Source organism: Kaistia soli DSM 19436, assembly GCF_900129325.1.
GTDB classification, from domain to species: Bacteria; Pseudomonadota; Alphaproteobacteria; order Rhizobiales; family Kaistiaceae; genus Kaistia; species Kaistia soli.
In genome coordinates this window covers 1,009,752-1,033,717 of the sequence record NZ_FQUP01000001.1, presented here as the reverse complement: position 1 = coordinate 1,033,717, position 23,966 = coordinate 1,009,752, and the positions used below count along the sequence as shown (strand labels likewise).

Genomic DNA, 23,966 nt, shown 5'->3' with positions numbered 1-23,966 from the left:
GTTTAGCCTGTCATGTGGCCGGCGGCGAGCATTGGCTCAGGCTCGACCCATGCCGGGATTGACGGTTCATGCTCGATGACGCCCATGATCGCTATCGTGCGCCTGCGCTGGACAAGGGGCTCGATATTCTGGAGCTGCTGGCGGCCACCGACGAGAGCATGACCCAGGCCGAGATCGCCAAGGCGCTCGGCCGCTCGCCCAACGAAATCTATCGCATGCTCGACCGCCTGGTCCGGCGGGGCTATGTCGCCCGCATCCTTGGCGATCGCTATGAACTGACGCTGCGGCTCTTCGCGCTTGCCCATCAGCATGCGCCGGTGCGGCGGCTGGTGAGCCAGGCGCTTCCGGTCATGCGGACATTCTCCAAGCGGGCCGAGCAGGCCTGCCATCTGACGGTCTATGACCGCGGCCGTGTGATCGTCGTGGCGCAGATGGATGCGCCGTCTTATTGGAGCTATTCGATCCGTGTCGGCGCGCGCGTCAGCCTCTACAATACTGGTTCCGGCCACGTCCTGCTGGCGTTTGCGACGCCCCAGGAACGCGCGCTGATGGAGGCGGAGCGGGAAGACCTCGCAGAGGACAAGAGCCGTCCGGCAGGGCTCGATTCCCGTCTGGCCGCTATTCGCGCCCAGGGGTTCGAGACGATGCCGAGCTTTCAATCTGAAGCGGTCTTCAATCTCTCGGCACCCATCCTCGGTCCCGGGGACACCGCCATCGCCGCGCTCACCTGTCCGTTCCTGCCGCGCGTCGACCGGGAGGATGTGCCGGACCGGGAGGCGGCGCTCGCCACGCTGCTCGAGGCGACGCGAGAGCTATCCATCGTGCTCGGCAAGGGTATCGACGAATAACGAGCGCCCGCCGCGCCCTCCCTCGTCCGCCGCAACGATGCGGGCCCGATCTTCGTGGCCAACGGAGTATCGGCAGGGCCTGACGTAAACGGAAGGTGTTTGTACGTCCGTGTTTGTCATGTGTTCATGATGATCGGATGTGATTTGATCTTGCGCAATTTGAGCGCGCTGACATCCAACCTCGATCGCCTAGTCTGCCTGAGGTTGTAGTGGGTTCTTCGATTCGACAGCAGCATTGGAAGGCTCGCGGCTCCGATTGGAGCCGATGCTCGCATCCATGCCTTGAGCGAAGCCGGGCGACAGCGCCGGAACATGGAAGGCCGAGACTGGGGATGGCGATCACTTGAATCCCGCGTTGCGAAGAGCTTGCTGGACCGTCCTTGCGATGTCTATCGGCGTCATCGCCGTCATAGCTACCTTCGAAGTTATCCATTGGCAGCGGCGGCACAGCGAACTTGCGTTCCAGGCCGAACTCATTCTGCGTCGCTCGGTTGCGGTCGCGACCGAGGTCCGTTCCAGTTTGCGCACGGTGCCGCGCTTGAAGACGGAGCCGTGCTCGCCGGAAGATTTGAAGGCGCTGCGCCTGCTCGTCGAGCGGTCGGCGTTTATCGTCGAAATCGGCCGCACAAAGGACAACCGCATTCTCTGCGACAGCGATGGCATCGTGCCAAACGGCGGGATTCTTGGTCCTGCCGACAGGATCACATCGAGGGGCACCAAAGTGTGGCTGCGTGTTCCCTTGCGCGGCGACTGGAGGCTCGTCGTATCGGCGGCCGAAGCCAATGATGTTGTCATCTTTACTCGTCCAACTGCCGCCGACGATCTGTTCAGATCCCTCGGCGACGCAGTTGCCGCAGTGGTGCCGCCCCGGCTAGCAACGGCCTATGCGAGTTCCAAGCATTCGGATCAGTTGACGGGTGCCGCCTATACCCCGGTCGTGGATCGATGGTTCGAACAGAACATTCACCAGTGCAGAGATGGATTCGATCTCTGCGTCGTGGTCAGCGAGCCTGCACAGATGGGCTTTTCAAGGCTTTCGCTTGGGGAAAAGCTCGCGCTCCTCTGCGGCGGCGCGCTTCTCGGCAGGATCGCCCAAGGTTTCATCGGTACGTGGCTCACCTCGCGACGGACGCTCTACCGTCGCCTGAAGCGCGCAATCGACCGGAACCAGATCACGGTCCACTATCAGCCGCTGGTGCGCCTCGACGATCGCGTTGTCGTCGGCTTCGAGACCCTCGCCCGCTGGCCGTTGCCCAATGGCGATCATGTCAGTCCGGATGTTTTCATCCCGCTGGCGGAACGGACTGGGCTGCTGCCGGCTTTGACGGAGTTCGTCATCGACCGGGCCCTCTGCGACATGTCGGGACTGCTGTCCGAGCGCCCGGACCTTTATGTCAGCATCAACATTGCGGTCCAGTCGCTGCTCTCCGAGGAACTCCTGACGGTGTTGAAGCTCTATTGCGACGCCTATGGTGTCGAACGATCGCGTATTGTTCTGGAGATCACCGAGCGGGAAACCGGCGACGTCAAGCTGATCGGCGATGCGGTAGGCCGTCTGCGTGCCGCCGGCTTCCGCATCTTCCTTGACGATTTCGGGGCAGGATATTCGAGTCTTGCCTATCTCGCGACGCTGCCGATCGACACCATCAAGCTCGACAAGCTGTTCAGCAATTCGGTCGGGACCAGCCTCGTGGGTTCGCTGGTTCTCGACGAAATTCTGCACATGATGTCGACGCTCAATCTTTCGGTGGTGTTCGAGGGCATCGAGACCGAAGAGCAAGCGACGGCGCTCGGCGCCATCGCGCCGGGCGCTATGGGGCAGGGCTGGCTGTTCGGCCGTCCCGTGCCCATCGGCGATCTGCCGACGTCTCCATCCGTGTGAGGAGAGGCGACCGCCGCCAAACGGCGACGATCACCTGTCGCGCCAGGATCAATCGGCCGGCTTATCCGCCACGCCTTCGAGCACCAGCATCGATCGCGCCACCACTTTCAGCGTCTTGCCGGCGTCGGTCTTCTCGCCTTCAAGCTCGCCCGCGGTGTCGAGAACGACGGTCCAGCCTCCACCTTCCTTGCCGGGAACGGTGAAGTCGACATCGACATGCGAGGCATTCATCATCACGATCATGACTGGCTCGTCGGCGCGCATTGGCGCCAGCCGGACCGTGATGCATTTGACGAAGGGGTCGTTCCACTCCTCGTCCGACATGCGGGCGCCGCTGGTGCTGAACCAGGCAACGTCGCGCTGGCCAAGAGCCGTGCGAGCGCCGGTCAGGAATTCGGCCCGCGAGAAGGCGCTTCGGCTCCTTCGGAGCGCGATGACCTTGGCGGTAAAGTCGGCGAGCTCGGTGTCAGTATTGCCCCAGTCCACCCAGCCGATCTCGTTGTCCTGCGCATAGGCGTTGTTGTTGCCACCCTGCGAGTTGCCCATCTCATCGCCGGCCAGCATCATCGGCACACCCTGCGATAGCATCAGAGTCGCGATCAGATTGCGCTTCTGCCGCTTGCGCAGCTCGATGATCTCGGGATCGTCTGTCGGCCCCTCGACGCCGCAGTTCCAGCTGCGGTTGTCGCTGTGGCCGTCGCGGTTGTCCTCGCCATTCGCCTCATTGTGCTTGTCGTTGTAGGAGACGAGATCCTCAAGCGTGAAGCCGTCATGGGCAGTGACGAAATTGACGCTCGACCAAGGCCGCCGACGGCCTTCGTTGAAAAGGTCGCTGGAGGCGGCGAAGCGCGTCGCAAAGCTCGGTAGCAGGCCTTCGGCGCCCATCCAGAATTCGCGCACCACGTCCCGGTAGTCGCCATTCCATTCGGAGAAGCCGGCCGGGAAGTTGCCGAGCTGATAACCGCCGGGGCCGACGTCCCAGGGCTCGGCGATCAGCTTCAGGCGGCCGAGTACCGGGTCCTGGAGGATGGCATTGAAGAACGCGTGACGCGGATTGAAGCCGGTCGGTTCGCGGCCAAGCGTCAGCGCGAGATCGAAGCGGAAGCCATCGACGCCATAAACCGTTGCCCAGAGGCGAAGGCTGTCGAGCACCATCTGCAGGACGCGCGGATGATTGGTGTCGATCGCGTTGCCGGTGCCCGTCAGGTCGTCATAGTAGCGCTTATCGTCCGGCATCAGCCGGTAATAGGAGAAGTTGTCGATGCCCTTGAAGGAGAGCGTCGGACCGAGGTGATTGCCCTCGGCGGTATGATTGTAGACGACGTCGAGGATCACCTCGATGCCCGCCGCATGCAACCGATCCACCGCCTCGGCGATTTCCGCCAGGCCGCCGCCATCGACATAGTTCATCTCCGGGGCGAAGAAGCCGATCGTGTTGTAGCCCCAGAAATTGCGCAGGCCGCGCTCCTGCAGGTGTCGATCCTGCACAAAGGCGTGAACAGGCATCAACTCGATGGTCGAGACACCGATCTTGTGCAGATGCTCGATCGCCTTGGGATGGCCGATCGAGGCAAAGGTGCCGCGGATGTCATCCGGCAGCATGGGATGACGCATCGTCCAGCCGCGAACATGGCTCTCATAGATGACGGTCTGCGGCCAGGGGATCATCGGCCGCTTCGACTTGGTGAGGATCTTAGGCGAGATTACCCGCGCCTTCGGCATGAAAGCCGCGCTGTCGCGTTCGTCCTTGTTGAGATCCGCGTCGTCGCCACCGCCGACCGGATAGCCGTAAAGAGCGTCATCCCAGACGAGATCGCCGACCAGTTCGCGGGCATAGGGATCAAGCAGCAGCTTGGCATCGTTGAAGCGATGGCCATTGGCCGGATCGAAAGGACCCCGCACGCGGTAGCCGTAAAGCTGGCCTTCCTTCACCCCTTCGACGTGACCATGCCAGACGCCGTTGGTGCATTCCCACAGGTCGATGCGGTCCGTCTCCTTCTTACCGTCCTTGGAGAACAGGCACAGCGTCACGCCCTCGGCATGATCGGAGAAGAGCGCAAAATTCGTGCCCTTGTCGTCTGGCGTGGCGCCAAGGGTAAAAGGCGATCCAGTCGTGAGTTTATTCATCGGGCGGCGGCTTTCCGGTCCATGTCAGCGCTGATCAATTGTGGCAGGCGAGTTACTCCCGAAAAGCCGCGATCGGGAGGCTTGCTGGCCGGAACGCCGGCGACGCGGGAAAACAGGGCTTCATACGCTTTGGCAGGCTCGTCCCAGCCAAAGCTCTTGGCCATGGCACGGCGACGCATGGCCGCCAGGCGCTCGGGCGCATGATAGGTATCGAACGCCCGGCTGGTCGCCTCGAGGAATCCGCCGACCGAGAAGTCGGTGAAGAGGAAGCCCGTCTCGTCGTTCTCGATCGTGTCCGCAAGTCCCCCGGTTGCATGGGCAACGGGCAGCGCGCCATAGCGCTGCGCCTGCATCTGCGTCAGACCGCATGGCTCGAAGCGCGAGGGCATCAGGAAGAAGTCGCTGGCCGCGACGAGACGGTGCGCCATGGTGTCGCTGAAGCCAGCGACGAGGCCGATCGACCCGCGGTAGCGGCGAGAGACGTCGAGCAGCATCCGTTCGACGCCGGGATCCCCTGTGCCGAGGATCGCGATCTGGCCGCCGCGCTCGACGATATTGCCCGCAATGTCCGCGATGAGGTCGAGGCCCTTCTGATGCACCAGCCGCGACACGACGCCGAAAAGCGGTCCGTCAGAGGGATTGAGGCAAAGCGAGGTGCGGATGAAATCGGTGTTGATCGACTTTCCTTCCAGGCTGGCGGCATCGAACATCCGTGGCAGGTGCCGGTCGGTCGCAGGATCCCACTCCGGCTCCAACCCATTGACGATGCCGGAAAGGCGACCCTCGGCCGCAAGCCCGCGCGTCACGCCATGCAGTCCCGAACCGAGATGATCCGTGGTGATTTCGGCTGCATAGGTGTTACTCACCGTCGTCACATGATTGGCGTAGACAAGGCCAGCCTTCATGAATGAGATGTAGCCGTGGAATTCGACACCGTCCGTGCGGAACGCATCATGCGGAATTCCGAGTGCGTCGAGCCGATCTGCGCCAAAGAGACCCTGATGAGCCAGATTGTGGATGGTGAACACCGACGGCACGTTCGCACCCGACCATGCGAGATAAGCCGGCGCAAGCGCCGATGGCCAGTCGTGACAGTGGACGAGGTCAGGCGTCCATCCGATGCTCGCAATCCCCTTGCCGACTTCGGCAGCCGCCAGTCCGAGACGGGCGAATCGGACATCATTGTCGCCCCAGTCATAACCCTCGGGCGTCGTGTAGGGCGTTCCCGGGCGCTGGAAGAGCGACGGAGCAAGGATGAGATAGACGGTTATGCCGTCGGCCGTTTCCGTCTCGCCGATGAGGCAGGGCTCGATCGCGGCGTGACCGGGCAGGGACGCCACGACCTTCAACTGGGTGATCTTGTCGAGCACATTCTGGTAGGCCGGCATCAAAATGCGGACATCGACGCCACGGCGCTTCAGCGCGCGCGGCAGCGCAGCGGAAACGTCGGCAAGCCCGCCGGCCTTGGCGAAATCGCCGAATTCGCTGGTGACGAACAGTATTTTCATGGCTCGAACGGCCCTTTGCCCTGCGATAGAAGCGAATTTCGCTGCATTTGCAGGGCCTCCGGAGCACGCTCGAAGGCAAGGACCTGGTCCCGCAGCCGCTCGTTTAACGATGGGGCGCCCCGTTTGGTTGCGGGAGGCCATGCCCAATTTCGCGCCATGCGACGTTAATGCCGCGACGATCGGCACTTTTGTTGCATGGGTTTGACACAGGATCTAAACGGCATCGGGGGAGCAGGCGGGTGAGCCGCAAATGCGCCTGACGATGTGGGATGGGAGACATCATGGTGGACGCCGTCATGAGTTCAGAGAGCCCGGCCCCGGTCGCGCCTGCTGGCGGAGCTGGGGATGAGGTCGCTGCGGCGCGCGCTGCGATCACTGCGAAGCTGACCTATGCGGTCGGCAAGAACGCGGTGACGGCGAGCGATCGCGACTGGTTCCTCGCGACGGCGCTCGCAGTGCGCGATCGCATGGTCGATCCGTGGATCGCCTCCTCCAAGGCGACCTATGCGACCGGCGCCAAGCGCGTGTACTACCTTTCGCTCGAATTTCTCATCGGCCGGCTGCTGTTCGATACGATGAATAATCTCGGCCTCACCGATGTCTATCGCGCGGCGCTGGGCGATCTCGGCGTCGATCTCGAGAAGCTGAAGACGGTCGAGCCGGACGCCGCGCTCGGCAATGGCGGCCTCGGGCGCCTTGCGGCCTGCTTCCTCGATTCGATGGCCTCGCTCTCCATCCCCGCCTATGGCTACGGCATTCGCTATGATCACGGCCTGTTCCGGCAGGTGGTGAAAGGCGGCTGGCAGCAGGAGTATCCGGAAAACTGGCTCTCTTTCGGCAATCCCTGGCAGTTCGAGCGGCCGGAGGTGATCTACGACATCCAGTTCGGTGGCACGGTCGAGGCGATCATGCAGCCAAGCGGCTATCCGCGCTATGTCTGGCATCCCTCCGAAACGATCGAGGCGGTCGCCTATGACACGCCGATCGCCGGCTGGCGTGGCCGTCATGTCAACACGCTGCGGCTCTGGTCGGCGCGCGCCGTCGATCCGCTGCGGCTCGATGCCTTCAATTCAGGCGATCATATCGGCGCGCTGGTCGAGCAGGTTCGCGCGGAAGCGATCTCGAAGATCCTCTATCCGAGCGACGAGACGCCGGCCGGTCACGAGCTGCGCCTTCGGCAGGAATATTTCTTCGTTTCCGCCTCGTTGCAGGACCTGATCTATCGCCATATGCGCACCTATGGCGACATTCGCTCGCTCGCCGACAAGGTCGCGATCCAGCTCAACGACACGCATCCGGCGATCAGCGTCGCCGAATTGATGCGCATCCTCGTCGATGTGCGCGACATCCCGTGGGACGAGGCGTGGGACATCACCTGCCGCACGCTCGGCTACACCAATCACACGCTGCTGCCCGAGGCGCTGGAGACCTGGCCGGTGCCGCTTCTGGAGCGTCTGCTGCCGCGCCAGATGCAGATCATCTACCTGATCAACGCCATCCATCTCGAGAAGGCGAAGCATGTCGAGGGCGCGGATGACGCGTTCCTGTCGTCGGTGTCGTTGATCGACGAGGCCAATGGGCGCAAGGTCCGCATGGGGCATCTTGCCTTCATCGGCTCACACTCCATCAACGGCGTCTCGGCGCTGCATTCGGATCTCGTCCAGAAGACGATCTTCCGCGACCTCGACCGCGTCTATCCGGGTCGGATCAACAACAAGACCAACGGCATCACCTTCCGCCGGTGGCTGCAGGGCGCCAATCCCGGCCTGACGCGCATCCTCGTCGACAATTGCGGCGACGGCATCCTCGACGACCCGACCGGTCTCGCCAAGCTCGTGCCGCATGCCGGCGATACCGGCCTGCACGATGCGTTTGGCAGCGTCCGCCGCGCCAACAAGATCGCGCTGGCCCGGCTGATCCGCGACCGGCTCGACATCCGCGTCAATCCGAACGCGCTGTTCGACGTGCAGATCAAGCGCATCCATGAATACAAGCGCCAGCTGCTCAACATCCTGGAGACGATCGCCCTCTATCAGGCGATGCGTGCCCAGCCGCACAAGGAGTGGGTGCCGCGCGTCAAGATCTTCGCCGGCAAGGCGGCGGCCAGCTACCATCAGGCCAAACTGATCATCAAGCTGGCCAACGACGTGGCGCAGGTGGTCAACAGCGATCCGACCGTGCGCGACCTGCTCAAGGTTGTGTTCCTGCCCAACTACAATGTCAGCCTCGCCGAGATGATCATCCCGGCTGCTGACCTTTCCGAGCAGATATCCACCGCCGGCATGGAAGCCTCCGGCACCGGCAACATGAAGCTGGCCCTCAATGGCGCGCTCACCATCGGCACGCTCGACGGCGCGAATGTCGAGATCAAGGAACATGTCGGCGACGACAACATCTTCATTTTCGGCCTCACGACCGAGGAGGTTGCCGAGCGGCGGCGTCAGGGCATCGATGCGGGCGCGGCGATCGCCGCCTCCCGCGAACTCGCCGCGGTTCTTGAGGCGATCGAGACCGGAATCTTCTCCCCTGGCGAGCCGGGCCGCTTCGCAGCGCTGACCACAGCGCTGCGCCATCACGACTATTTCCTCGTCACCGCAGATTTCGATTCTTACTATGCAGCGCAACGAGACGTTGACGCGTTGTGGCTAGACAGAGCAGCATGGTGGAAAGCGAGCCTCACGAACACGGCTCGGGTGGCCTGGTTCTCCTCGGACCGCACGATTGCGGAATATGCCAAGGATATCTGGAACGTGCCCGTACGCCCTGCCGGATGAGGTTCGCGTCGGGGAGACGCAATGGCCGGTTGGCGTGCTAGTGAAACTGATGTCGGAAATCTGATCGCGGCGCGCAACGGGGATCCGTTCTCCCTGCTCGGGCTGCACGAAACGCGGGCCGGAATGGTCATTCGCGCCTTCGTGCCGCATGCGGAAGCCGTCGAGGTTCTTGATCTCGACGGCCAGCCGATCGCTCCGTTGGAGCGTCGGCCAGGAACCGATTTCTTCGAGGGGGTGATCCCCGCACGCAGCCAGCGATTTCTTTACCGGCTCCGTGCCGCGAACAGCGGCGGCGACTGGACGCTGGTCGATCCCTATGCCTTCGGTCCGGTGCTCGGACCACTCGACGACTACCTTCTCGTCGAGGGCACGCATCGCGAGCTTTACGAGAAGCTCGGCGCCCATGTGATGACGCATGGCGGCATTCCCGGCGTGCATTTTGCCGTCTGGGCCCCTGAGGCACAGCGGGTCTCGGTCGTCGGCGACTTCAACGATTGGGACGGCCGCCGTCATCAGATGCGCAAGCGCGTCGATAGCGGCATCTGGGAAATCTTCGCGCCCGAGCTCGGCGAAGGCGTCATCTACAAATATGAGATCGTCGGGCCGGACGGCGTCGTCCTGCCGTTGAAAGCCGATCCTGTCGGTTTCGGCAGCGAACTGCGCCCCTCGACCGCTTCGGTGGTCGCCAAGACCGACGCCTTTGAATGGGATGACGCGGAGTTCCTCGCGGCACGCGGCAGCGACGAGCAGCGCCGCAAGCCGATGTCGATCTATGAGGTGCATCTCGCCTCCTGGCAGAAGGCCGATGGCTGGCGCTTCATGACATGGGACGAGATTGCCGACCGTCTCATCCCCTATGCCGTCGACATGGGTTTCACGCATGTCGAGCTGCTGCCAATCACCGAGCATCCGCTCGATGCCTCCTGGGGCTATCAGCCGATCGGACTGTTTTCGCCGACCGCACGACATGGCGATCCAGCCGGCTTCGCGCGCCTTGTGAACCGGGCGCACCAGGCGGGCCTTGGCATCATCCTCGACTGGGTGCCTGCGCATTTCCCAACCGACCAGCATGGCCTCGCGCATTTCGACGGCCGGCCGCTTTATGAATATGCCGATCCCCGCCGTGGCTTCCATCCCGACTGGAACACGGCGATCTATGATTTCGGCCGCCGCGAAGTTTCCAATTTCCTCGCCGCCAGCGCGCTCTACTGGCTCGATCGCTTCCATGTCGACGGTCTGCGCGTCGATGCAGTCGCCTCGATGCTCTATCTTGATTATTCGCGCAAAGAGGGCGAGTGGCTGCCCAATCCGGACGGTTCGAACCAGAACAATGACGCGGTCGCTTTCCTCGAGAGCGTCAACCAGCTCGTCTACGGCCAGCATCCCGGCACCATGACCATCGCGGAGGAATCGACCTCGTGGCCGGGCGTTTCACAGCCCGTCCACGCCGGCGGCCTCGGCTTTGGCTTCAAGTGGAACATGGGCTGGATGCACGACACGCTGGATTACATGGCGCTCGATCCGGTCCATCGCCGCTTCCATCATGACAAGCTGACCTTCGGCCTGCTCTACGCCTTCTCCGAGAATTTCGTGCTGCCGCTCAGCCATGACGAGGTCGTGCATGGCAAGGGCTCGATGCTGACGCGCATGTCGGGCGATGACTGGCAGAAATTCGCCAATCTGCGGGCATTCTACGGCTTCATGTGGGGCCACCCCGGCAAGAAGCTCTTGTTCATGGGGCAGGAATTCGCGCAGCGCCGCGAATGGAACTTCGAAAACGAGCTCGATTGGCACCTGCTCGGCGCGCCGCTCCATGCCGGCGTCCGCGATCTGGTCCGCGATCTCAATCGCGTCTATCGCGAACATCCCGCTCTTCATGCACGGGATTGCGAGGGCGAGGGTTTCCGCTGGGTGGTCGCCGACGACAAGGACCAGTCCGTCTTCGTCTTCATTCGCTTCGGCGCACCCGGCGATCCGCCGGTTGCCGTCGCCTGCAACTTCACGCCGGTCGTCCGCTACGGCTACCGGATCGGCCTGCCTGAGGCTGGACGGTGGCGGGAGATCCTCAATACGGACGCGTCGCATTTCGGCGGTTCGGGCATCGGCAATCTCGGCGCGGTCCATGCGGCCGCCCTGCCTTCGCATGGGCTGCCGGCTTCGGCTGACATCATCCTGCCGCCCCTCTCGGCGGTCTATTTCGAGTTCGACGGCAACTGAGCCAGCCTTCGGGCGGGCAAGAAGACTGAACAGTTCAGCGGGGAGAAGAGACGATGCAGAAGCCGGGCAGTGCACCCCTTGCGCGCCAGACCATGGCCTTCGTACTGGCCGGCGGCCGCGGCAGCCGGCTTATGGAACTCACGGACCGGCGCGCCAAGCCGGCCGTCTATTTCGGGGGCAAGTCGCGCATCATCGATTTCGCGCTGTCCAATGCGCTCAATTCCGGCATCAGAAGGATCGGCGTCGCGACGCAGTACAAGGCACACAGCCTGATCCGCCATCTGCAGCGCGGCTGGAACTTCTTCCGCCCGGAGCGCAACGAGATCTTCGATATCTTCCCGGCGAGCCAGCGTGTCTCGGAGGAGCTCTGGTATCTCGGCACGGCGGACGCCGTCTATCAGAACCTCGACATCCTCAAGGACTATGACAGCGAGTATTTCGTCGTGCTCGCCGGCGACCATATCTACAAGATGGATTACGAGGACATGCTGAAGCAGCATGTCGAGGCCAAGGCCGACGTCACGATCGGCTGCCTTGAAGTGCCACGCATGGAAGCGACCGGCTTCGGCGTCATGCATGTCGATACCGAGGATCGCGTCATCTCGTTCATCGAGAAGCCGAAGGATCCGCCGGCGATGCCCGGCGAGCCTGACAAGGCGCTGGCCTCGATGGGCATCTATGTCTTCAACACCAAGTTCCTGATGGACGAGCTCCGCCGCGATGCGGAAGATCCGAATTCCAGCCACGACTTCGGCAAGGACATCATCCCGCATATCGTGAAGCACGGTAAAGCGGTCGCGCATCACTTCGAGACGTCCTGCGTCCGTTCGCGGGCGGAATCGATCTCCTATTGGCGCGATGTCGGTACGGTCGACGCCTATTGGGAGGCCAATATCGACCTGACCAGCGTCGTGCCCGATCTCGATCTTTATGATCGCGACTGGCCGATCTGGACCTATGGCGAGGTGACGCCACCGGCGAAATTCGTTCACAACGAGGAGAACCGGCGCGGTTATGCGCTGTCCTCATTGGTCTCCGGCGGCTGCATCGTTTCGGGCGCCTCGCTCAACCGGGCGCTTCTGTTCACAGGCGTTCGCTGCAATTCCTATTCGCATGTCGAGAGCAGCGTGGTTCTGCCCTATGCCGAGATCGGCCGCTCGGCGCGGCTGCGCAATGTCGTGGTCGATTCGCGAGTCCAGATTCCCGAAGGACTGGTGGTCGGCGAGGATCCAGACTTCGATGCCCGCCGCTTCCGCCGCACCGAGAACGGCATCTGCCTCATCACGCAGCCGATGATCGATGCGCTGAAGGGATGAGCACGCTGAACGTTCTGTCCGTCGCCTCGGAAGTCTATCCGCTGGTGAAGACCGGAGGGCTCGCCGACGTCGTCGGCGCGCTTCCCGGCGCGCTGGCGCCGGAAGCCATCCACGTCACCACGCTGGTGCCGGGCTATCCGGCCGTGCTGGCCGCGCTCGAGGGCGCGGAGATGGTGCATATCTTCCATGGCCTGTTCGGTGGCGATGCGCGCCTCCTGAAGGGCAAGGCAGGCGGCCTCGACCTCCTGGTGCTCGAAGCGCCCTATCTCTATGAGCGCCCGGGCAATCCCTATGTCGGCTCGGACGGCCGCGACTGGCATGACAATGCCATCCGCTTTGCAGCGCTTGCGCGTGTTGCCGCCGATCTCGGCCTCGGCCTGTTGCCGGATCTGCGCCCCGACATCGTGCATGCGCATGACTGGCAAACCGGTCTCGCGCCGGCCTATATGCGCTATTCCGGCCGCCCGCACGCGCCGTCGGTGATGACGGTGCACAATATGGCGTTCCAGGGTCACTACAGCCGTGAGCTGATGCAGGTGCTTGGCCTGCCGCCGCACGCTTTTTCGCTGGAAGGCGTCGAATATTTCGGCGGGATCGGCTTCCTGAAGGCCGGGCTGCAACTCGCCGATCGCATCACGACCGTGTCGCCCACCTATGCGGTCGAGATCCGCACGCCGGATGGCGGCATGGGCCTCGATGGCCTGCTGCGGACCCGGGCCGGGGTTGTCTCGGGAATCCTCAACGGCATCGACGATTCCGTCTGGAACCCGGCGACCGACCCGATGATCGCGTCGCCCTTCAGCGCCGAAAATCGCTCCAGCCGCGCCGCCAACAAGGCCGCGCTGCAGACCCGGCTGGGGCTGGAGGTCGATCCCAACGCGCTCGTCTTCGGCGTCATCAGCCGCCTGACCTGGCAAAAGGGCCTCGATCTGCTGCTCGAGCGGCTCGGCACCTTGCTTGGCACAGGCGCGCAACTGGCCATTCTTGGCTCCGGCGAACCGTGGATCGCTGAAGGCTTCGTCGATGCGGCGCGGATGAATCCGGGCCGCGTCGGCATGTTCAACGGCTATGATGAGCCGTTCGCCCATCTCATCCAGGCGGGCAGCGATGTCATCCTGGTGCCCTCGCGGTTCGAGCCCTGCGGACTGACCCAGCTCTGCGCGCTCCGCTACGGCGCGCTTCCGCTGGTGGCGCGCGTCGGCGGCCTTGCCGACACCGTGATCGATGCCAATGAGGTCGCGCGCGCGGCCGGCATCGGCACCGGCGTGCAGTTCGGGCCTGTTACGGCCGATCATCTCGAAGCCGCGATCCTGCGCACCGCCGATCTTTGGCGCGATCGGCCCTATTGGAAGAAGATGCAGGCCAATGCGATGAAGACCGACGTGTCCTGGCGTCGTCCCGCCGCCGCTTATGCACGGCTCTTCCGCAGTCTTCGGGCCGAGGCAGGCTGACAGGCATGCATCGCGATCGGGTGACGGACGGCAGCGCCGGCCCGCTCGGCGTCACGCTGAGCGGAAAGGGCGTCAACGTCGCTGTCCATTCCGCGGCGGCCGAGGCGATCGAGTTTTGCCTGTTCTCGGCTGACGGTGATAGTGAGCTTCGCCGCGTCCGTCTGCCGGCACGCACCGGCGACATCCATCACGGCCATGTCGAGGGCGTGGTGGTCGGCGCCCGCTATGGATTCCGCGCTCATGGTCCGTGGCATCCGGAGGAGGGGCATCGCTTCAATCCGGTCAAGCTCCTCGTCGATCCCTATGCCAGGGCGCTCGACCGCGCCTTTCGAGAAGAACCGCTGCTCTATGACGCCCGTCGTCTCGGTGCCGCGGACGACACTGCCGACAGCGCCGCCGTCGTGCCGAAGGCGATTGTCTCCCCGCCACCCGCGACTGCCGCCCGGCTTCACCCGGCGCCGGCTTTCGAACGGCAGGTGATCTACGAACTGCATGTGCGCGGTTTCTCGAAGCTCAACAAGGATATCCCCGAGCCGCTGCGCGGCACCTTCGCCGGGCTCGGTCATCCCGTCTCGATCCGCCATCTGAAGGAACTCGGCGTCACGACGGTCGAACTGCTGCCGATCGCCGCCTGGCTCGACGAGCGCCATCTGCCGCCGCTCGGGCTCTCGAATTACTGGGGCTACAATCCCATCGCCTGGTTCGTTCCCGATCCGCGTCTCGCACCCGGCGGCATGGACGAAGTGCGTACCGCCATAGCCGCGCTGCATGCGGCCGGCATCGCAGTCATCCTCGACGTCGTCTACAATCATTCCGGCGAGAGCGACCATCTTGGCCCCACTGTCTCGATGCGCGGGCTGGACAATGCCGGCTATTACCGGCTGATCCCCGAGGATCGGCGCTTCTATGCCAACGATGCCGGCTGCGGCAACATCCTGGCGCTGGAGCGGCCAGCCGGGCTGCGCCTGGTCATGGACTGCATGCGCTACTGGGTCGAGGCGGCAGGCGTCGACGGCTTTCGCTTCGATCTCGCGACAACCCTCGCCCGCCGCGACACCGGGTTCGATCCCGCCGCGCCGATCCTTGTCGCCATCGACCAGGATCCACTACTGTCGCAGTTGATCCTCATCGCCGAGCCGTGGGACATCGGCTATGGCGGCTATCAGGTCGGCATGTTCCCGCCGTCATGGGGCGAGTGGAACGACCGCTATCGCGATACGATGCGCCGCTTCTTCAAGGGCGAGGGTGGGCTGATCGGCGAACTTGCGACGCGGGTCGCCGGCTCGGCCGATATCTTCGCCGGTCGCCATCGCCCCCTGTCGCGCAGCATCAACTTCGTCACCGCGCATGACGGCTTCACGCTGGCCGATCTCGTCGCCTATGAGCGGAAGGCCAATGCCGCGAATGGCGAGCAGAACCGTGACGGTAATGACGGCAACCACTCCTGGAATAATGGTGTCGAGGGCGAGACGGACGATCCGGCTATCGCGCGCCGCCGTGTCGCCGATATGCGGGCACTGTTCGCCGCGCTGCTGTTCTCGCGCGGCACGCCGATGATCGCGATGGGCGATGAAACGGGCCGCAGCCAGCATGGCAACAACAATGCTTATGCGCAGGACAACGAAATCGCCTGGATGGACTGGACGCGGGCGGATACCGAACTCCTAGCCTTTGCGCGGGCCGTTGTCGCGCTCCGCGCTGCCCATCCGCTTCTCTCTGATCCGCGGCCGCTTACCGGCCAGCCGCGCGATGGGCTCACGACCGCGGATGTCGTCTGGCATGGCGCCGATGGCCGCCCGCTGGAAGGCGACCGCTGGAACGATGGTGGCGCATATGTGCTCGTCGCCGTCTTTTCCGGCCATGACGAAGCGGGCGATGTGGAGCGTCTCTGTCTGGTGCTCGCCGGTGGCGAGGGCGACACGCTGCTTACGCTGCCGCCGAGCACCGGAGCCGGCTGGCGGCTTCTCGTCGATAGCTGCGAAGGCCTGACGCCGGAGATCGACCGTCGCGATCCGACGCTCGTTTCCGGAACGATCACCGTGCGCGGTCGCGCGACGATGCTGTTCGCGGATATCGCGGGATAGTCCCTCGCGATATCCGTTTTCCGCTGCGAATGCCTCAGGCTGCGATGGAGGCGCGCCCACCCTCGATCGGGAAGAGGCGGTCATAGGCGAGATTGAAGACGAACGCGTAGCCCATGTAAAAGAGCGCGAAGGAGACATCCATCGCCAGCGCCTCGAAGAGGCTGATCCCGAGATACCAGGCGATGATCGGCATCAGCATGATCATCAGCCCGCCCTCGAACAGCACGGCATGCAGGACGCGCAGTGGAACGCCGCGGCTGGTGTCGCCCTTGAGACGAACGAGCGCATGGTCGAAGCCGAGATTGTAGACATAGTTCCAGAGCGCGGCGGCAAGACTGGTGCCGAGTCCGACCACGCCGACATCGGCGAGCGGCAGGCCGAAGGCCAGCGCCGCCAGCGGCGTCGCGATTAGAAGCCCAATGATTTCAAAGCTGATTGTGTGACGGATACGGTCGCGCGTCGTGCGCATGGTCATTCCCCATCGGCAGCGTCGGGTCGTCCCGACAAGTGTCCCCGATGGGGGAGGCCGTCCTCTCAACGCCGCTGATATAAGTTCGCGGCGGGCTGGAGGCAAGTCCCGGCGTCGCAGGGCAGCCATCAGCCGCCCGCATAGCGTCCGATATCGGTGCCATTGATCGCCCGGATCTCACCTTCCGGCGGCGCCGTCTCGCCAGCGTTGAAGGGCAGCAGGCGAACCCTGCGTAAGGTCCCGGATGGAAGGTCGAAGCCGCTGTCCTCAGTGCGGTAACGCGGATCGGCGATGGTGACATGGGCGGCCATCCGCTCTGCCGAGAGCGTCAGGAACCAGCTGTCGTCATCGCGCTCCGCGATTGCAGCAAGGCCGAGGCCGTGACGTTCGCTGCGCCGGCCCGGCAGCCAATGCGTGGCCTCCGCGAGTACTGTGCCATCCGGAGCCGCAAGGCGTGCGAGGCTGACATCGTGGCCGGCAGGCCCGAAGCGATAGGCGTAGGTCGTGTCGAAGAAGGCGCCCAGCAGTTCGGTCGCCGTCACAGTTAGTCCTCCGCGCGCTGGCACGGTGACGGCCTTCGCGCCGCGCGCCACCGGCAGGCGGCCATCGCGGAGACAGGCGAGCGACAGCTCCGCTTCGATCGGCACTGCGCTGTCGTTGACGATATGCAGGTGCAGCCCGTTGATGCCCTCGTCGGTGAGAATGAGCGCAAGCGGGCGAAAGGCGCGCTTCAGGGCGTGATAGAGCGATTTCGGTCTCCCAAGCGCATCGACGATGCCCCAGCCAGCACCGGGCAGGAGATCGCGCCAGAACCACACCAGCACCCCGGCGGTCGGCGAACTTGGTCGCCGCCATTCGCCAATGGTCGCCTCCGCCACATCGGCCGTCGTGGCGCGGGCGAGCTCCAGATAGCGCGCCGGGTCTTCGGTTCGGAGGCGTGCGACATCGACGCTATAGAGAAGCCCCGTGTAGTGGTCGCGCACATCCTCGAAATCCCAGCTCGCGCCGAGATCGCGCGGCACGGCCGCTTTCCAGCGGGGATGATGCACGGGCGCGACGGGCAACAATTCGCGCAACGTCGCCTCGTCCGGCATATTGGCGAAGGCGAGGCATTCCGAGGCGAAGCGCACATCGGCGCGCCGGGCATCTTCGAGCGGCCGGCGATAGGCGCCAACGCCATAATAATGGGTGACGCCGCTGTCGGCGACGAAAGGCAGATCCCCGCCAAAGGGCGAGGATGCGACAAACGGCACATCTGGCCGCAGCCTTGCGACGGCTTCGGGCAGGACGTCCTCGAAAATCCGGCTTGTCCAGGCTGACGGCGGCAGGCCCATCATGGCCGCCTGCTGCGCGACTTCGCTGCCGCCGCAGAGAACGGCCAGCGAGGGCGACAGCGCCAGTCGCCGGAGCAGAGTTTCCGCCTCCGCGCCGACTGTCGCGGCAAACGCATCATCAGCGGGATAGTCGCAATTCGCGAACATGAAGTCCTGCCAGACGAGGATGCCATATTCGTCGCAGAGATCGTGGAACGCGCGCGCCTCATAGAGCATCGTCCCGCCGACCCGCAGCATGTTGATCCCGGCTTCGGCTGCCAGCCTGATCAGCGGTTCGAGGCTGACCCGATCGCTGGCCAGCGAGATGAGATCGGCCGGCGTCCAGACGGCGCCGCGGCAGAAGATCCGCACGCCATTCACCACCAGCGCGAAACCACGGCCATCCGCTCCGCGATCGACCGTGATGCTGCGGAAACCGGCGCGCCCAAGATCGATTTGGCGGTCGCCGATCCGGATCGCGACCGGGTAAAGCGGCTGACCGCCATGGCTGGCCGGCCACCAGAGATGGACATCGGAAAGTTCGATCACACCGCTGACATGGGTGCCGGCGCGCTTCAATCGAGCATCGCTGCCGCCGACGGTCAGCCTGATCGGCTCGTCAGGGCCGTCATAGGCAAAGCTGACGGCGACGCGCCCGGTGTTGCCGACCAGCGAAACCTGGACATCGAGATTGTCGATCGCGGGCGCTGTCGTCTCGACAAGGCCGACCGGGCGATAGGGGCCGATCGCGTCGACCGGCGGACACCAGCCCGGCATATGGCCGAGCAGGGTTGTGCGAACGAGGCGTAGACGCTGATCGTCAATCATCGTCGGCCGCCAGCGCGCCCGCTTGCTCTTGCGACGCTCGAGTTCAGCGGAGAGGCTTCGGAAGCAGATCGCCAGCACGGCGCCTGGCCGGCGGTCGATCACAACCGATACCGGCTGGAACATGCTGTCGCTGGCGAGGATCTTTTCGCCGTCGAGAAAGATATCGGCGATGGTGGCGAGGCCTTCAAAGTCGAGCCGCGCCGGCCCGCTGCCAGGCAGCGTCACACGATACCAGACGTCGTGACCTGCAAGCGGCTCCGGCCTTTCCAGCGACCAGCGTCCGAGCGCCGCGAGCGCCTGCGCCGCCGTTCCGGGCACGATCGCCGGCAGCCAGTCGGCATTGCCGGGCGGGGTGGCAAACGCGCCGGCCTCGGTCAGCAGAAAGTCCCAGCCGGCGTCGAGATTGAGAATGCGAACCGCGCTGTCGGAAAGCGGCTGCATGAATGGCTCAGGCGGCCTGACGGGCGGCAGATGGCTCGGCATAGCGGGCGACCAACTCGCCGATCGCGATGTCATAGGCGGCCGCCATAGGCTCGATGAGGCCATCCAGCCCGTCATAGCGGCTGCGCGCCATGGCGCGGGCAAGCTTGAACTGCATCACCTTGGCGCTGGCGGCGATATCCAGCGCGGCCGCTTCGGCGCGCGCGAGGCCGGCTTCGCCGTGACCGGTCAGCCAGGCGAGATGGCTCGCCAGCAGCTCGAAATTGGCACCGAGCTGGCGGAGCGTGTTGAAGGCGTAGACATGGAAATAGTCCGGCGCCCGCGTGCCGAGATCGGCGAGATGCGCGGCCAGCGCATCGCCGTAGGCTCGGATCGGATTGGCAGCCGGGCGGCGGGCGAGATGGCGCGTCAGCAGGCGCTTGGCGACCGCCAGCGTATCGATGCGCGGAGCATCTTCGGCCGGCAGCTTGACGAATTCAACATAGGGGAACAGCGCATCGGCGTTCTTCGCCGAGCCCCCGGGTCCGAAGATGCCGTCATAGTCCGCACCTTCGAGCGCGAAGAAGCTGCCATTGTGGAAATAGCGCATGCGGCGTGCGGCGACGTCGAGATGCGTGATTCCAACCGTCGTCTTGGTGTGCTGGACGCGATAGGAGACGCCGCCGGTGTCGGGCAGGAAATAGCCGTCGACCTCGACGAGGATGACGCGGCCGCGGCCGAGCTGCTCGACGACATGGCCTTCGAGACGGTCGAAGATCGCGAGCTCCTGCACGCGCAATCCGTAGAGTACCTCAAGATCGTCGACCGGCACCTTGAAGAAAGAGAACTGGTCGCCCTCGAAATCCTGCGTCACCGTGAAGCCGAACATCGCCTCGACCTCGAACCCGAGCGCGCCGACCAGTTCGATGAACAGGTCGACATAGCAATTGGTCTCCGGCCAATGGCGCGCGCCGTCATGCAGCGCGTGCGGTCGGTGGGAGGCGGGATCGAGCGCCTTGAGGTCGGCCATCGGTTCAGCCCCAGAGCACGGCGCGGACCGATTGCGGCCAGTCGGCGACCTTCATGCCGTGATGGCGGAAGAGCGCGAGCGCCACGCGCTCGAGCCCGAAACCGACACAGGCGGAATGGGCGGGCGTTCCATCGGCCTGCTGGATGCCCCAGAGCGTGCCGAAATGATCCTGGTGATAATTGAACGAGAGGCAGGCCGTCGGCTTCTCGTTGGCAACCGGGATCAGCAGCTCGAACTTTAGGCCCTGGTCGCGCTGGTTGTTGGCGAGCATCTTGCCGGCGCGGCCGAAGAACGGGTCGTTGGCAAGGTCGATTTCGCAGGGAAGGCCGAGCGAGCGGATCAGCTCCGGGCCGCGCTCCAGCCAGCTTTCGCGGAAAGCGCGGACCTCCTCCGGCGAGCCGATGCGGACATATTCCCGCATGCGAAACAGCTGCATGCGCGCCGGGTCCTGCGATGGCTCATGGCGGAAGCAATAGGACTTGAGATCGAACAGCACGCCGCCGTCCGGCATCGGTCCGCGCTTGGCGACGGTCGGATAGAGCGGGTAGCAGGCTGCGGGCGTCAGTACGACATCGGTCGCCTGCTGAAGATCGGTCCAGTCCTCGCCATTCGCCAGCATCTGCAGCAGACGCGCATGATCGGCCTCGCCACCCATGAAGGAATGGACGCATCCGGCGAGTTGCGGAAAGCTCTTGAGATAGCCTGACTTTTCCAGCATCGGGCGCGGCATGCCCGGCGGGAAATGGATGCGCTCGGCCTTGTCCGCGCCGGCATAGCGCGTGACGAGCGTCTCGAAGCGCTCGATCACCTCCTCGAAATCGCCCGACCGGCCATAGAGGCCATCGACGCCCGTTTCTGTCAGGACACCGGCGCTGAAGAGCTGGTCGAGGAATTCCTTCGCGCCACCCTGTCCTGGGGCGGGTGCGGTCTGCGAGAGAGCGTCCATGTCAGTTCACCAGGCTGGTATCGAAGCGGCTCACGAGAAGCAGGTTCGACGTGTTCGACAGGATGCGATCGTTCGAAATCATGATCGCGGCGGAGGTCACGTCGCGCAGATGGCGTCCGACGCTAAAGGGCGTGTCGTTCTTGTAGCCGGAAAGGCCGGTGATCAGCATCGCATGAGTGACGATCTGGGCCGCGCGCTGCGAGGTCGTGATCTTCAGATTGTTCATTTCGGCGGCGAAACCCATGGAGGACAGCGCGTCCGGACGGTTCATCGCCGCCTCATAGCGGACGACGCCCGCGACCACGCTCGCCTTCATGTCCTGCAGCATCGCGACGACCTCTGCGAGGCGGAGTGCGCCCGGCGGTAGGCTGCCCGGCTGCTTGCGGGCCGCGGCGCGCACATAGGCCTGCGCCCTGGCCACGGCATCGGCGGCAATGCCGAACCAGACGGCGCCCCAGAGGATGTGCGATGCCGAGAGCATCGACTGCGCCGCGATCTCGGAGAAGGGCTGCGGGAAGATCTGGGCGGCGTCGCCGGCCGAGACGAGGCGGAAGCCCTCCGAGCAGGTTCCGCGCATGCCGAGCGTGTCCCAGCCTGTCGTCTTGTCGAGCGTATAGTCGCCGCGCTTCACGACCACCATCGACTGGTCGGAGCTCTGCGCATCGGGCGCGCGCCGGCAGGTGACGAGGATCGCATCGGCGTAGAGGCCGTAGGAGATGACGGTCGCGTCTTTCTCCAAGGTGAAGCGGCCGTCGGCGACATGAACCGCGCAGATCGAATTGCGCAGGTCTCCGCCAATACCGCCTTCGGTCGTGGCCGAGGCGAGGAGATATTGCTCGTCGACGAGATCGCGCATGAATCCGGCATGCCAGGGGCTGCTGCCACCATGCGAGACAAGGCTCGATGCCTTGATCTGGTGCATCGCATAGATCATCGCGGTCGAGCCGCAGGCCTGACCAAGGATGGTGCAGAGCTCGGCCGTCTCGAGCAGGCTGAGACCCTCGCCGCCGAAGCGCTTTGGTACCATGACGCTCATCAGCCGCTCGGCCTTCAGGGCGTCGACGGCCTCCTGCGGAAAGCGGCCCTCGCGGTCCACATCGCCTGAATGCCGCGCGGCGATCTCCGCCACGCTGCGCATGCGTTCCGCCGGGGGACGGAGGATTTCGATGGTGGGGGAGGGCACCGCCATGACGCTTACACCTGCTCGCCGATAAGCTCGGCGATCGACCGGTCGATCGCCTCGATCGAGGCGAAGGTCTTGCGCGTCAGCATCCGCTCGGGAAACTCGATGTCGAACTCATCTTCGAGCGCCAGCATGAACTGGATCGAAGCGAAGGAGCTGAGTCCAGCCTCGTAGAGATCGGATGTATCCGACAGGGTATCGACATCGACGGCGACGACTTTGCGCTCGGCGATAAGCTTACGAATACGATCCCGCATGTTCCCCTCTCCCAACGAAAAAACGTCAAATTTGATGCGAATTCTTAGGTGTGCGTGTCCGAACGAATTATGAATCCAATCGGATAAATCCGGCCCTATTTCGGCTGAATCTTCAGGATCGGCAACGGCTGTTCGAGATGTTTAACCGATGCTGAACCCTCATCAAGAAATTCAGGCGCATCCGCAAGCGGCTGCCCCAGCGCCATTCGATAGACATCAGCATAGCGGGCCGCAACGCTTGTCCATGCATAGTCGTCGACCCAGCCGGGGACCGTGGGGCGCTGGGCCATCTGGTCAAAGGCGCGGGCAATATCGGCGGCAGCGCGGACGGGATCGGTGAAATCGGTCAGGCCGATGCCGGAATGGCGGGCGGCAAGATCGCTGAAGGCCGTGTTGGCGTGAACGACGAGGCCGAGGCCGGCGCTCGCCGCCTCGACAAGGGCAATGCCGAAGCCTTCGAACTCCGAAGCCGAAACGAAGAGCGAGGCGCTGCCGATGATGCTTCTGACCTCTGCATCCGGCAGGCCGAGATGCAGTGTGACATTGTTCTGAAGCCCCAGCCGTGTCACCTCTGCCATGAACCGGTCGGCCGACCAGTCCGACGCTGCGCCGACCACGGAAAGCTGCCATTCAGCGTCGCGGCGCGCCAGTTCGGCCATGGCGGCAAGCAGGCGCTCCGGCCGCTTGTTGACGGCGAGGCGCCCGATCGTCACGAGACGCTTGACCTTGCGCGGGCTAGCGCCGCCGCGGAATTTATCGATATCGACGCCGTTCTCGATGAGGGTCAGCCGCTTGCCGGCAACCGGGGCGAAGCGCGCGGCGTCCTGAGGGCTGCAGGCGACGATGCGGCGATAGGCAAGCGTCGAGAGGCGGGTCGGGCCGTTGAACCAGAGTTGCTTCAATCCCGAATAGGCGCCGGAATGGAAGAACCCGCCATGCGTCGTAGCGACGAGGGGCTTGCGATGGAGCGGCTTGGTCGCCGCCAGGGCGTCGAAGAAGAAGTCGATGGCGTGCACATGAACGAGATCTGCCGCGCCGACGGCATGGAGAAATCCCGGCGCGATCGGATAGCGGTTCGATCCACGGTAAGGAATGCGTCGGATGGCGACCGACCCGAGATGATCCACTGCCGGCAGCGGCTCATCCGGTCGCGTGAACAGCCGGTCGAGCGTCAGAACTGAAACGTCGAGCCCGGCAGCCGCCTGGGCGCGCCCAAGATTGGCGACGAAGTCCTCGAGCCCGCCGCGGTTCGGGTGGAACTGGCGCACCACATGAAGCACGCGTAGCGGCCGTGCAGCGGGCGTTGCGGACAT

The 23,966-nt window shown here is 64.2% G+C and carries 16 protein-coding genes; 7 read left to right on the top strand and 9 right to left on the bottom strand.

All coding sequences use genetic code 11. The features are described 5' to 3' along the window. The first annotated feature begins 68 nt into the window (after window positions 1-68). Both BUB39_RS05045 and BUB39_RS05040 read left to right on the top strand, forming a co-directional pair. A complete protein-coding gene (locus tag BUB39_RS05045; protein WP_073051872.1) occupies window positions 69-848 on the top strand; it encodes an IclR family transcriptional regulator in 780 nt (259 codons plus the stop codon). A 385-nt stretch (window positions 849-1,233) separates the two neighbouring features. Beyond that, window positions 1,234-2,730: an EAL domain-containing protein gene (locus tag BUB39_RS05040; RefSeq protein ID WP_073051871.1), complete on the top strand. Its 1,497-nt coding sequence runs from the start codon at window positions 1,234-1,236 to the stop codon at window positions 2,728-2,730. Between the two features lie 48 nt (window positions 2,731-2,778). On the opposite strand, the gene glgX (BUB39_RS05035) is transcribed toward BUB39_RS05040, so the two are convergent. Together glgX (BUB39_RS05035) and glgA (BUB39_RS05030) are read right to left on the bottom strand one after the other, a co-directional pair. Further along, the gene (glgX, locus tag BUB39_RS05035) at window positions 2,779-4,857 is read right to left on the bottom strand and encodes a glycogen debranching protein GlgX (protein WP_073051870.1); all 2,079 of its coding nucleotides are present in this window, start codon (window positions 4,855-4,857) and stop codon (window positions 2,779-2,781) included. Continuing rightward, entirely contained in the window at window positions 4,854-6,506 is a 1,653-nt protein-coding gene (gene glgA, locus BUB39_RS05030) for a glycogen synthase GlgA (protein ID WP_084526891.1), read from the bottom strand. Before glgA (BUB39_RS05030) ends, glgX (BUB39_RS05035) begins: the two co-directional genes overlap by 4 nt. Window positions 6,507-6,661: 155 nt before the next feature. On the opposite strand from glgA (BUB39_RS05030), the gene BUB39_RS05025 reads away from it, so the two are divergent. The 5 genes from BUB39_RS05025 to glgX (BUB39_RS05005) are packed head-to-tail and all read left to right on the top strand — an operon-like array spanning window position 6,662 to window position 16,207. Then, complete coding sequence (locus BUB39_RS05025) at window positions 6,662-9,139, top strand: glycogen/starch/alpha-glucan phosphorylase (RefSeq protein ID WP_073052781.1); 2,478 nt, start codon at window positions 6,662-6,664, stop codon at window positions 9,137-9,139. A gap of 21 nt (window positions 9,140-9,160) precedes the next feature. Next, window positions 9,161-11,356: a 1,4-alpha-glucan branching protein GlgB gene (gene glgB / locus BUB39_RS05020; protein ID WP_073051868.1), complete on the top strand. Its 2,196-nt coding sequence runs from the start codon at window positions 9,161-9,163 to the stop codon at window positions 11,354-11,356. Between the two features lie 53 nt (window positions 11,357-11,409). Beyond that, complete coding sequence (gene glgC, locus BUB39_RS05015; protein ID WP_073051867.1) at window positions 11,410-12,672, top strand: glucose-1-phosphate adenylyltransferase; 1,263 nt, start codon at window positions 11,410-11,412, stop codon at window positions 12,670-12,672. Further along, entirely contained in the window at window positions 12,669-14,123 is a 1,455-nt protein-coding gene (glgA, locus tag BUB39_RS05010; protein WP_073051866.1) for a glycogen synthase GlgA, read from the top strand. Before glgC ends, glgA (BUB39_RS05010) begins: the two co-directional genes overlap by 4 nt. A gap of 5 nt (window positions 14,124-14,128) precedes the next feature. Next, window positions 14,129-16,207 carry a glycogen debranching protein GlgX gene (glgX, locus tag BUB39_RS05005; RefSeq protein WP_073051865.1) on the top strand — a complete coding sequence of 693 codons (2,079 nt, stop codon included), beginning with the start codon at window positions 14,129-14,131 and terminating at the stop codon, window positions 16,205-16,207. Between the two features lie 34 nt (window positions 16,208-16,241). Here glgX (BUB39_RS05005) and BUB39_RS05000 read toward each other — a convergent pair whose 3' ends face one another. The 7 genes from BUB39_RS05000 to BUB39_RS04970 all read right to left on the bottom strand — a co-directional run bounded on the left by BUB39_RS05000 (window position 16,242) and on the right by BUB39_RS04970 (window position 23,966). Further along, a complete protein-coding gene (locus BUB39_RS05000) occupies window positions 16,242-16,676 on the bottom strand; it encodes a PACE efflux transporter (protein ID WP_073052780.1) in 435 nt (144 codons plus the stop codon). A gap of 128 nt (window positions 16,677-16,804) precedes the next feature. Further along, window positions 16,805-19,258 (bottom strand): glycoside hydrolase family 2 protein, encoded by a 2,454-nt coding sequence (locus tag BUB39_RS04995; protein ID WP_073052779.1) that lies wholly within the window; start codon window positions 19,256-19,258, stop codon window positions 16,805-16,807. Between the two features lie 7 nt (window positions 19,259-19,265). Further along, entirely contained in the window at window positions 19,266-20,267 is a 1,002-nt protein-coding gene (locus BUB39_RS04990; RefSeq protein ID WP_073051864.1) for a DUF1839 family protein, read from the bottom strand. Window positions 20,268-20,271: 4 nt separating this feature from the next. Then, window positions 20,272-21,213, bottom strand: a complete 942-nt coding sequence (locus tag BUB39_RS04985; RefSeq protein ID WP_073051863.1) for an amino acid--[acyl-carrier-protein] ligase — start codon at window positions 21,211-21,213, stop codon at window positions 20,272-20,274. Window position 21,214: 1 nt separating this feature from the next. Next, complete coding sequence (locus tag BUB39_RS04980; RefSeq protein ID WP_073051862.1) at window positions 21,215-22,402, bottom strand: acyl-CoA dehydrogenase family protein; 1,188 nt, start codon at window positions 22,400-22,402, stop codon at window positions 21,215-21,217. Window positions 22,403-22,407: 5 nt separating this feature from the next. Beyond that, window positions 22,408-22,653, bottom strand: a complete 246-nt coding sequence (locus BUB39_RS04975; RefSeq protein WP_073051861.1) for an acyl carrier protein — start codon at window positions 22,651-22,653, stop codon at window positions 22,408-22,410. Window positions 22,654-22,748: 95 nt separating this feature from the next. Then, window positions 22,749-23,966, bottom strand: a complete 1,218-nt coding sequence (locus tag BUB39_RS04970) for a glycosyltransferase family 4 protein (protein ID WP_073051860.1) — start codon at window positions 23,964-23,966, stop codon at window positions 22,749-22,751.

What these genes read in the sequence shown, in the direction of transcription:
- BUB39_RS05045 (WP_073051872.1), top strand. Translation starts at nt 69, where the DNA reads ATGCTCGATGACGCCCATGATCGCTATCGTGCGCCTGCGCTGGACAAG.
- BUB39_RS05040 (WP_073051871.1), top strand. Translation starts at nt 1,234, where the DNA reads ATGTCTATCGGCGTCATCGCCGTCATAGCTACCTTCGAAGTTATCCAT.
- glgX (WP_073051870.1), bottom strand. Translation starts at nt 4,857, where the DNA reads ATGAATAAACTCACGACTGGATCGCCTTTTACCCTTGGCGCCACGCCA.
- glgA (WP_084526891.1), bottom strand. Translation starts at nt 6,506, where the DNA reads ATGGCCTCCCGCAACCAAACGGGGCGCCCCATCGTTAAACGAGCGGCT.
- BUB39_RS05025 (WP_073052781.1), top strand. Translation starts at nt 6,662, where the DNA reads ATGAGTTCAGAGAGCCCGGCCCCGGTCGCGCCTGCTGGCGGAGCTGGG.
- glgB (WP_073051868.1), top strand. Translation starts at nt 9,161, where the DNA reads ATGGCCGGTTGGCGTGCTAGTGAAACTGATGTCGGAAATCTGATCGCG.
- glgC (WP_073051867.1), top strand. Translation starts at nt 11,410, where the DNA reads ATGCAGAAGCCGGGCAGTGCACCCCTTGCGCGCCAGACCATGGCCTTC.
- glgA (WP_073051866.1), top strand. Translation starts at nt 12,669, where the DNA reads ATGAGCACGCTGAACGTTCTGTCCGTCGCCTCGGAAGTCTATCCGCTG.
- glgX (WP_073051865.1), top strand. Translation starts at nt 14,129, where the DNA reads ATGCATCGCGATCGGGTGACGGACGGCAGCGCCGGCCCGCTCGGCGTC.
- BUB39_RS05000 (WP_073052780.1), bottom strand. Translation starts at nt 16,676, where the DNA reads ATGCGCACGACGCGCGACCGTATCCGTCACACAATCAGCTTTGAAATC.
- BUB39_RS04995 (WP_073052779.1), bottom strand. Translation starts at nt 19,258, where the DNA reads ATGCAGCCGCTTTCCGACAGCGCGGTTCGCATTCTCAATCTCGACGCC.
- BUB39_RS04990 (WP_073051864.1), bottom strand. Translation starts at nt 20,267, where the DNA reads ATGGCCGACCTCAAGGCGCTCGATCCCGCCTCCCACCGACCGCACGCG.
- BUB39_RS04985 (WP_073051863.1), bottom strand. Translation starts at nt 21,213, where the DNA reads ATGGACGCTCTCTCGCAGACCGCACCCGCCCCAGGACAGGGTGGCGCG.
- BUB39_RS04980 (WP_073051862.1), bottom strand. Translation starts at nt 22,402, where the DNA reads ATGGCGGTGCCCTCCCCCACCATCGAAATCCTCCGTCCCCCGGCGGAA.
- BUB39_RS04975 (WP_073051861.1), bottom strand. Translation starts at nt 22,653, where the DNA reads ATGCGGGATCGTATTCGTAAGCTTATCGCCGAGCGCAAAGTCGTCGCC.
- BUB39_RS04970 (WP_073051860.1), bottom strand. Translation starts at nt 23,966, where the DNA reads ATGTCCGCAACGCCCGCTGCACGGCCGCTACGCGTGCTTCATGTGGTG.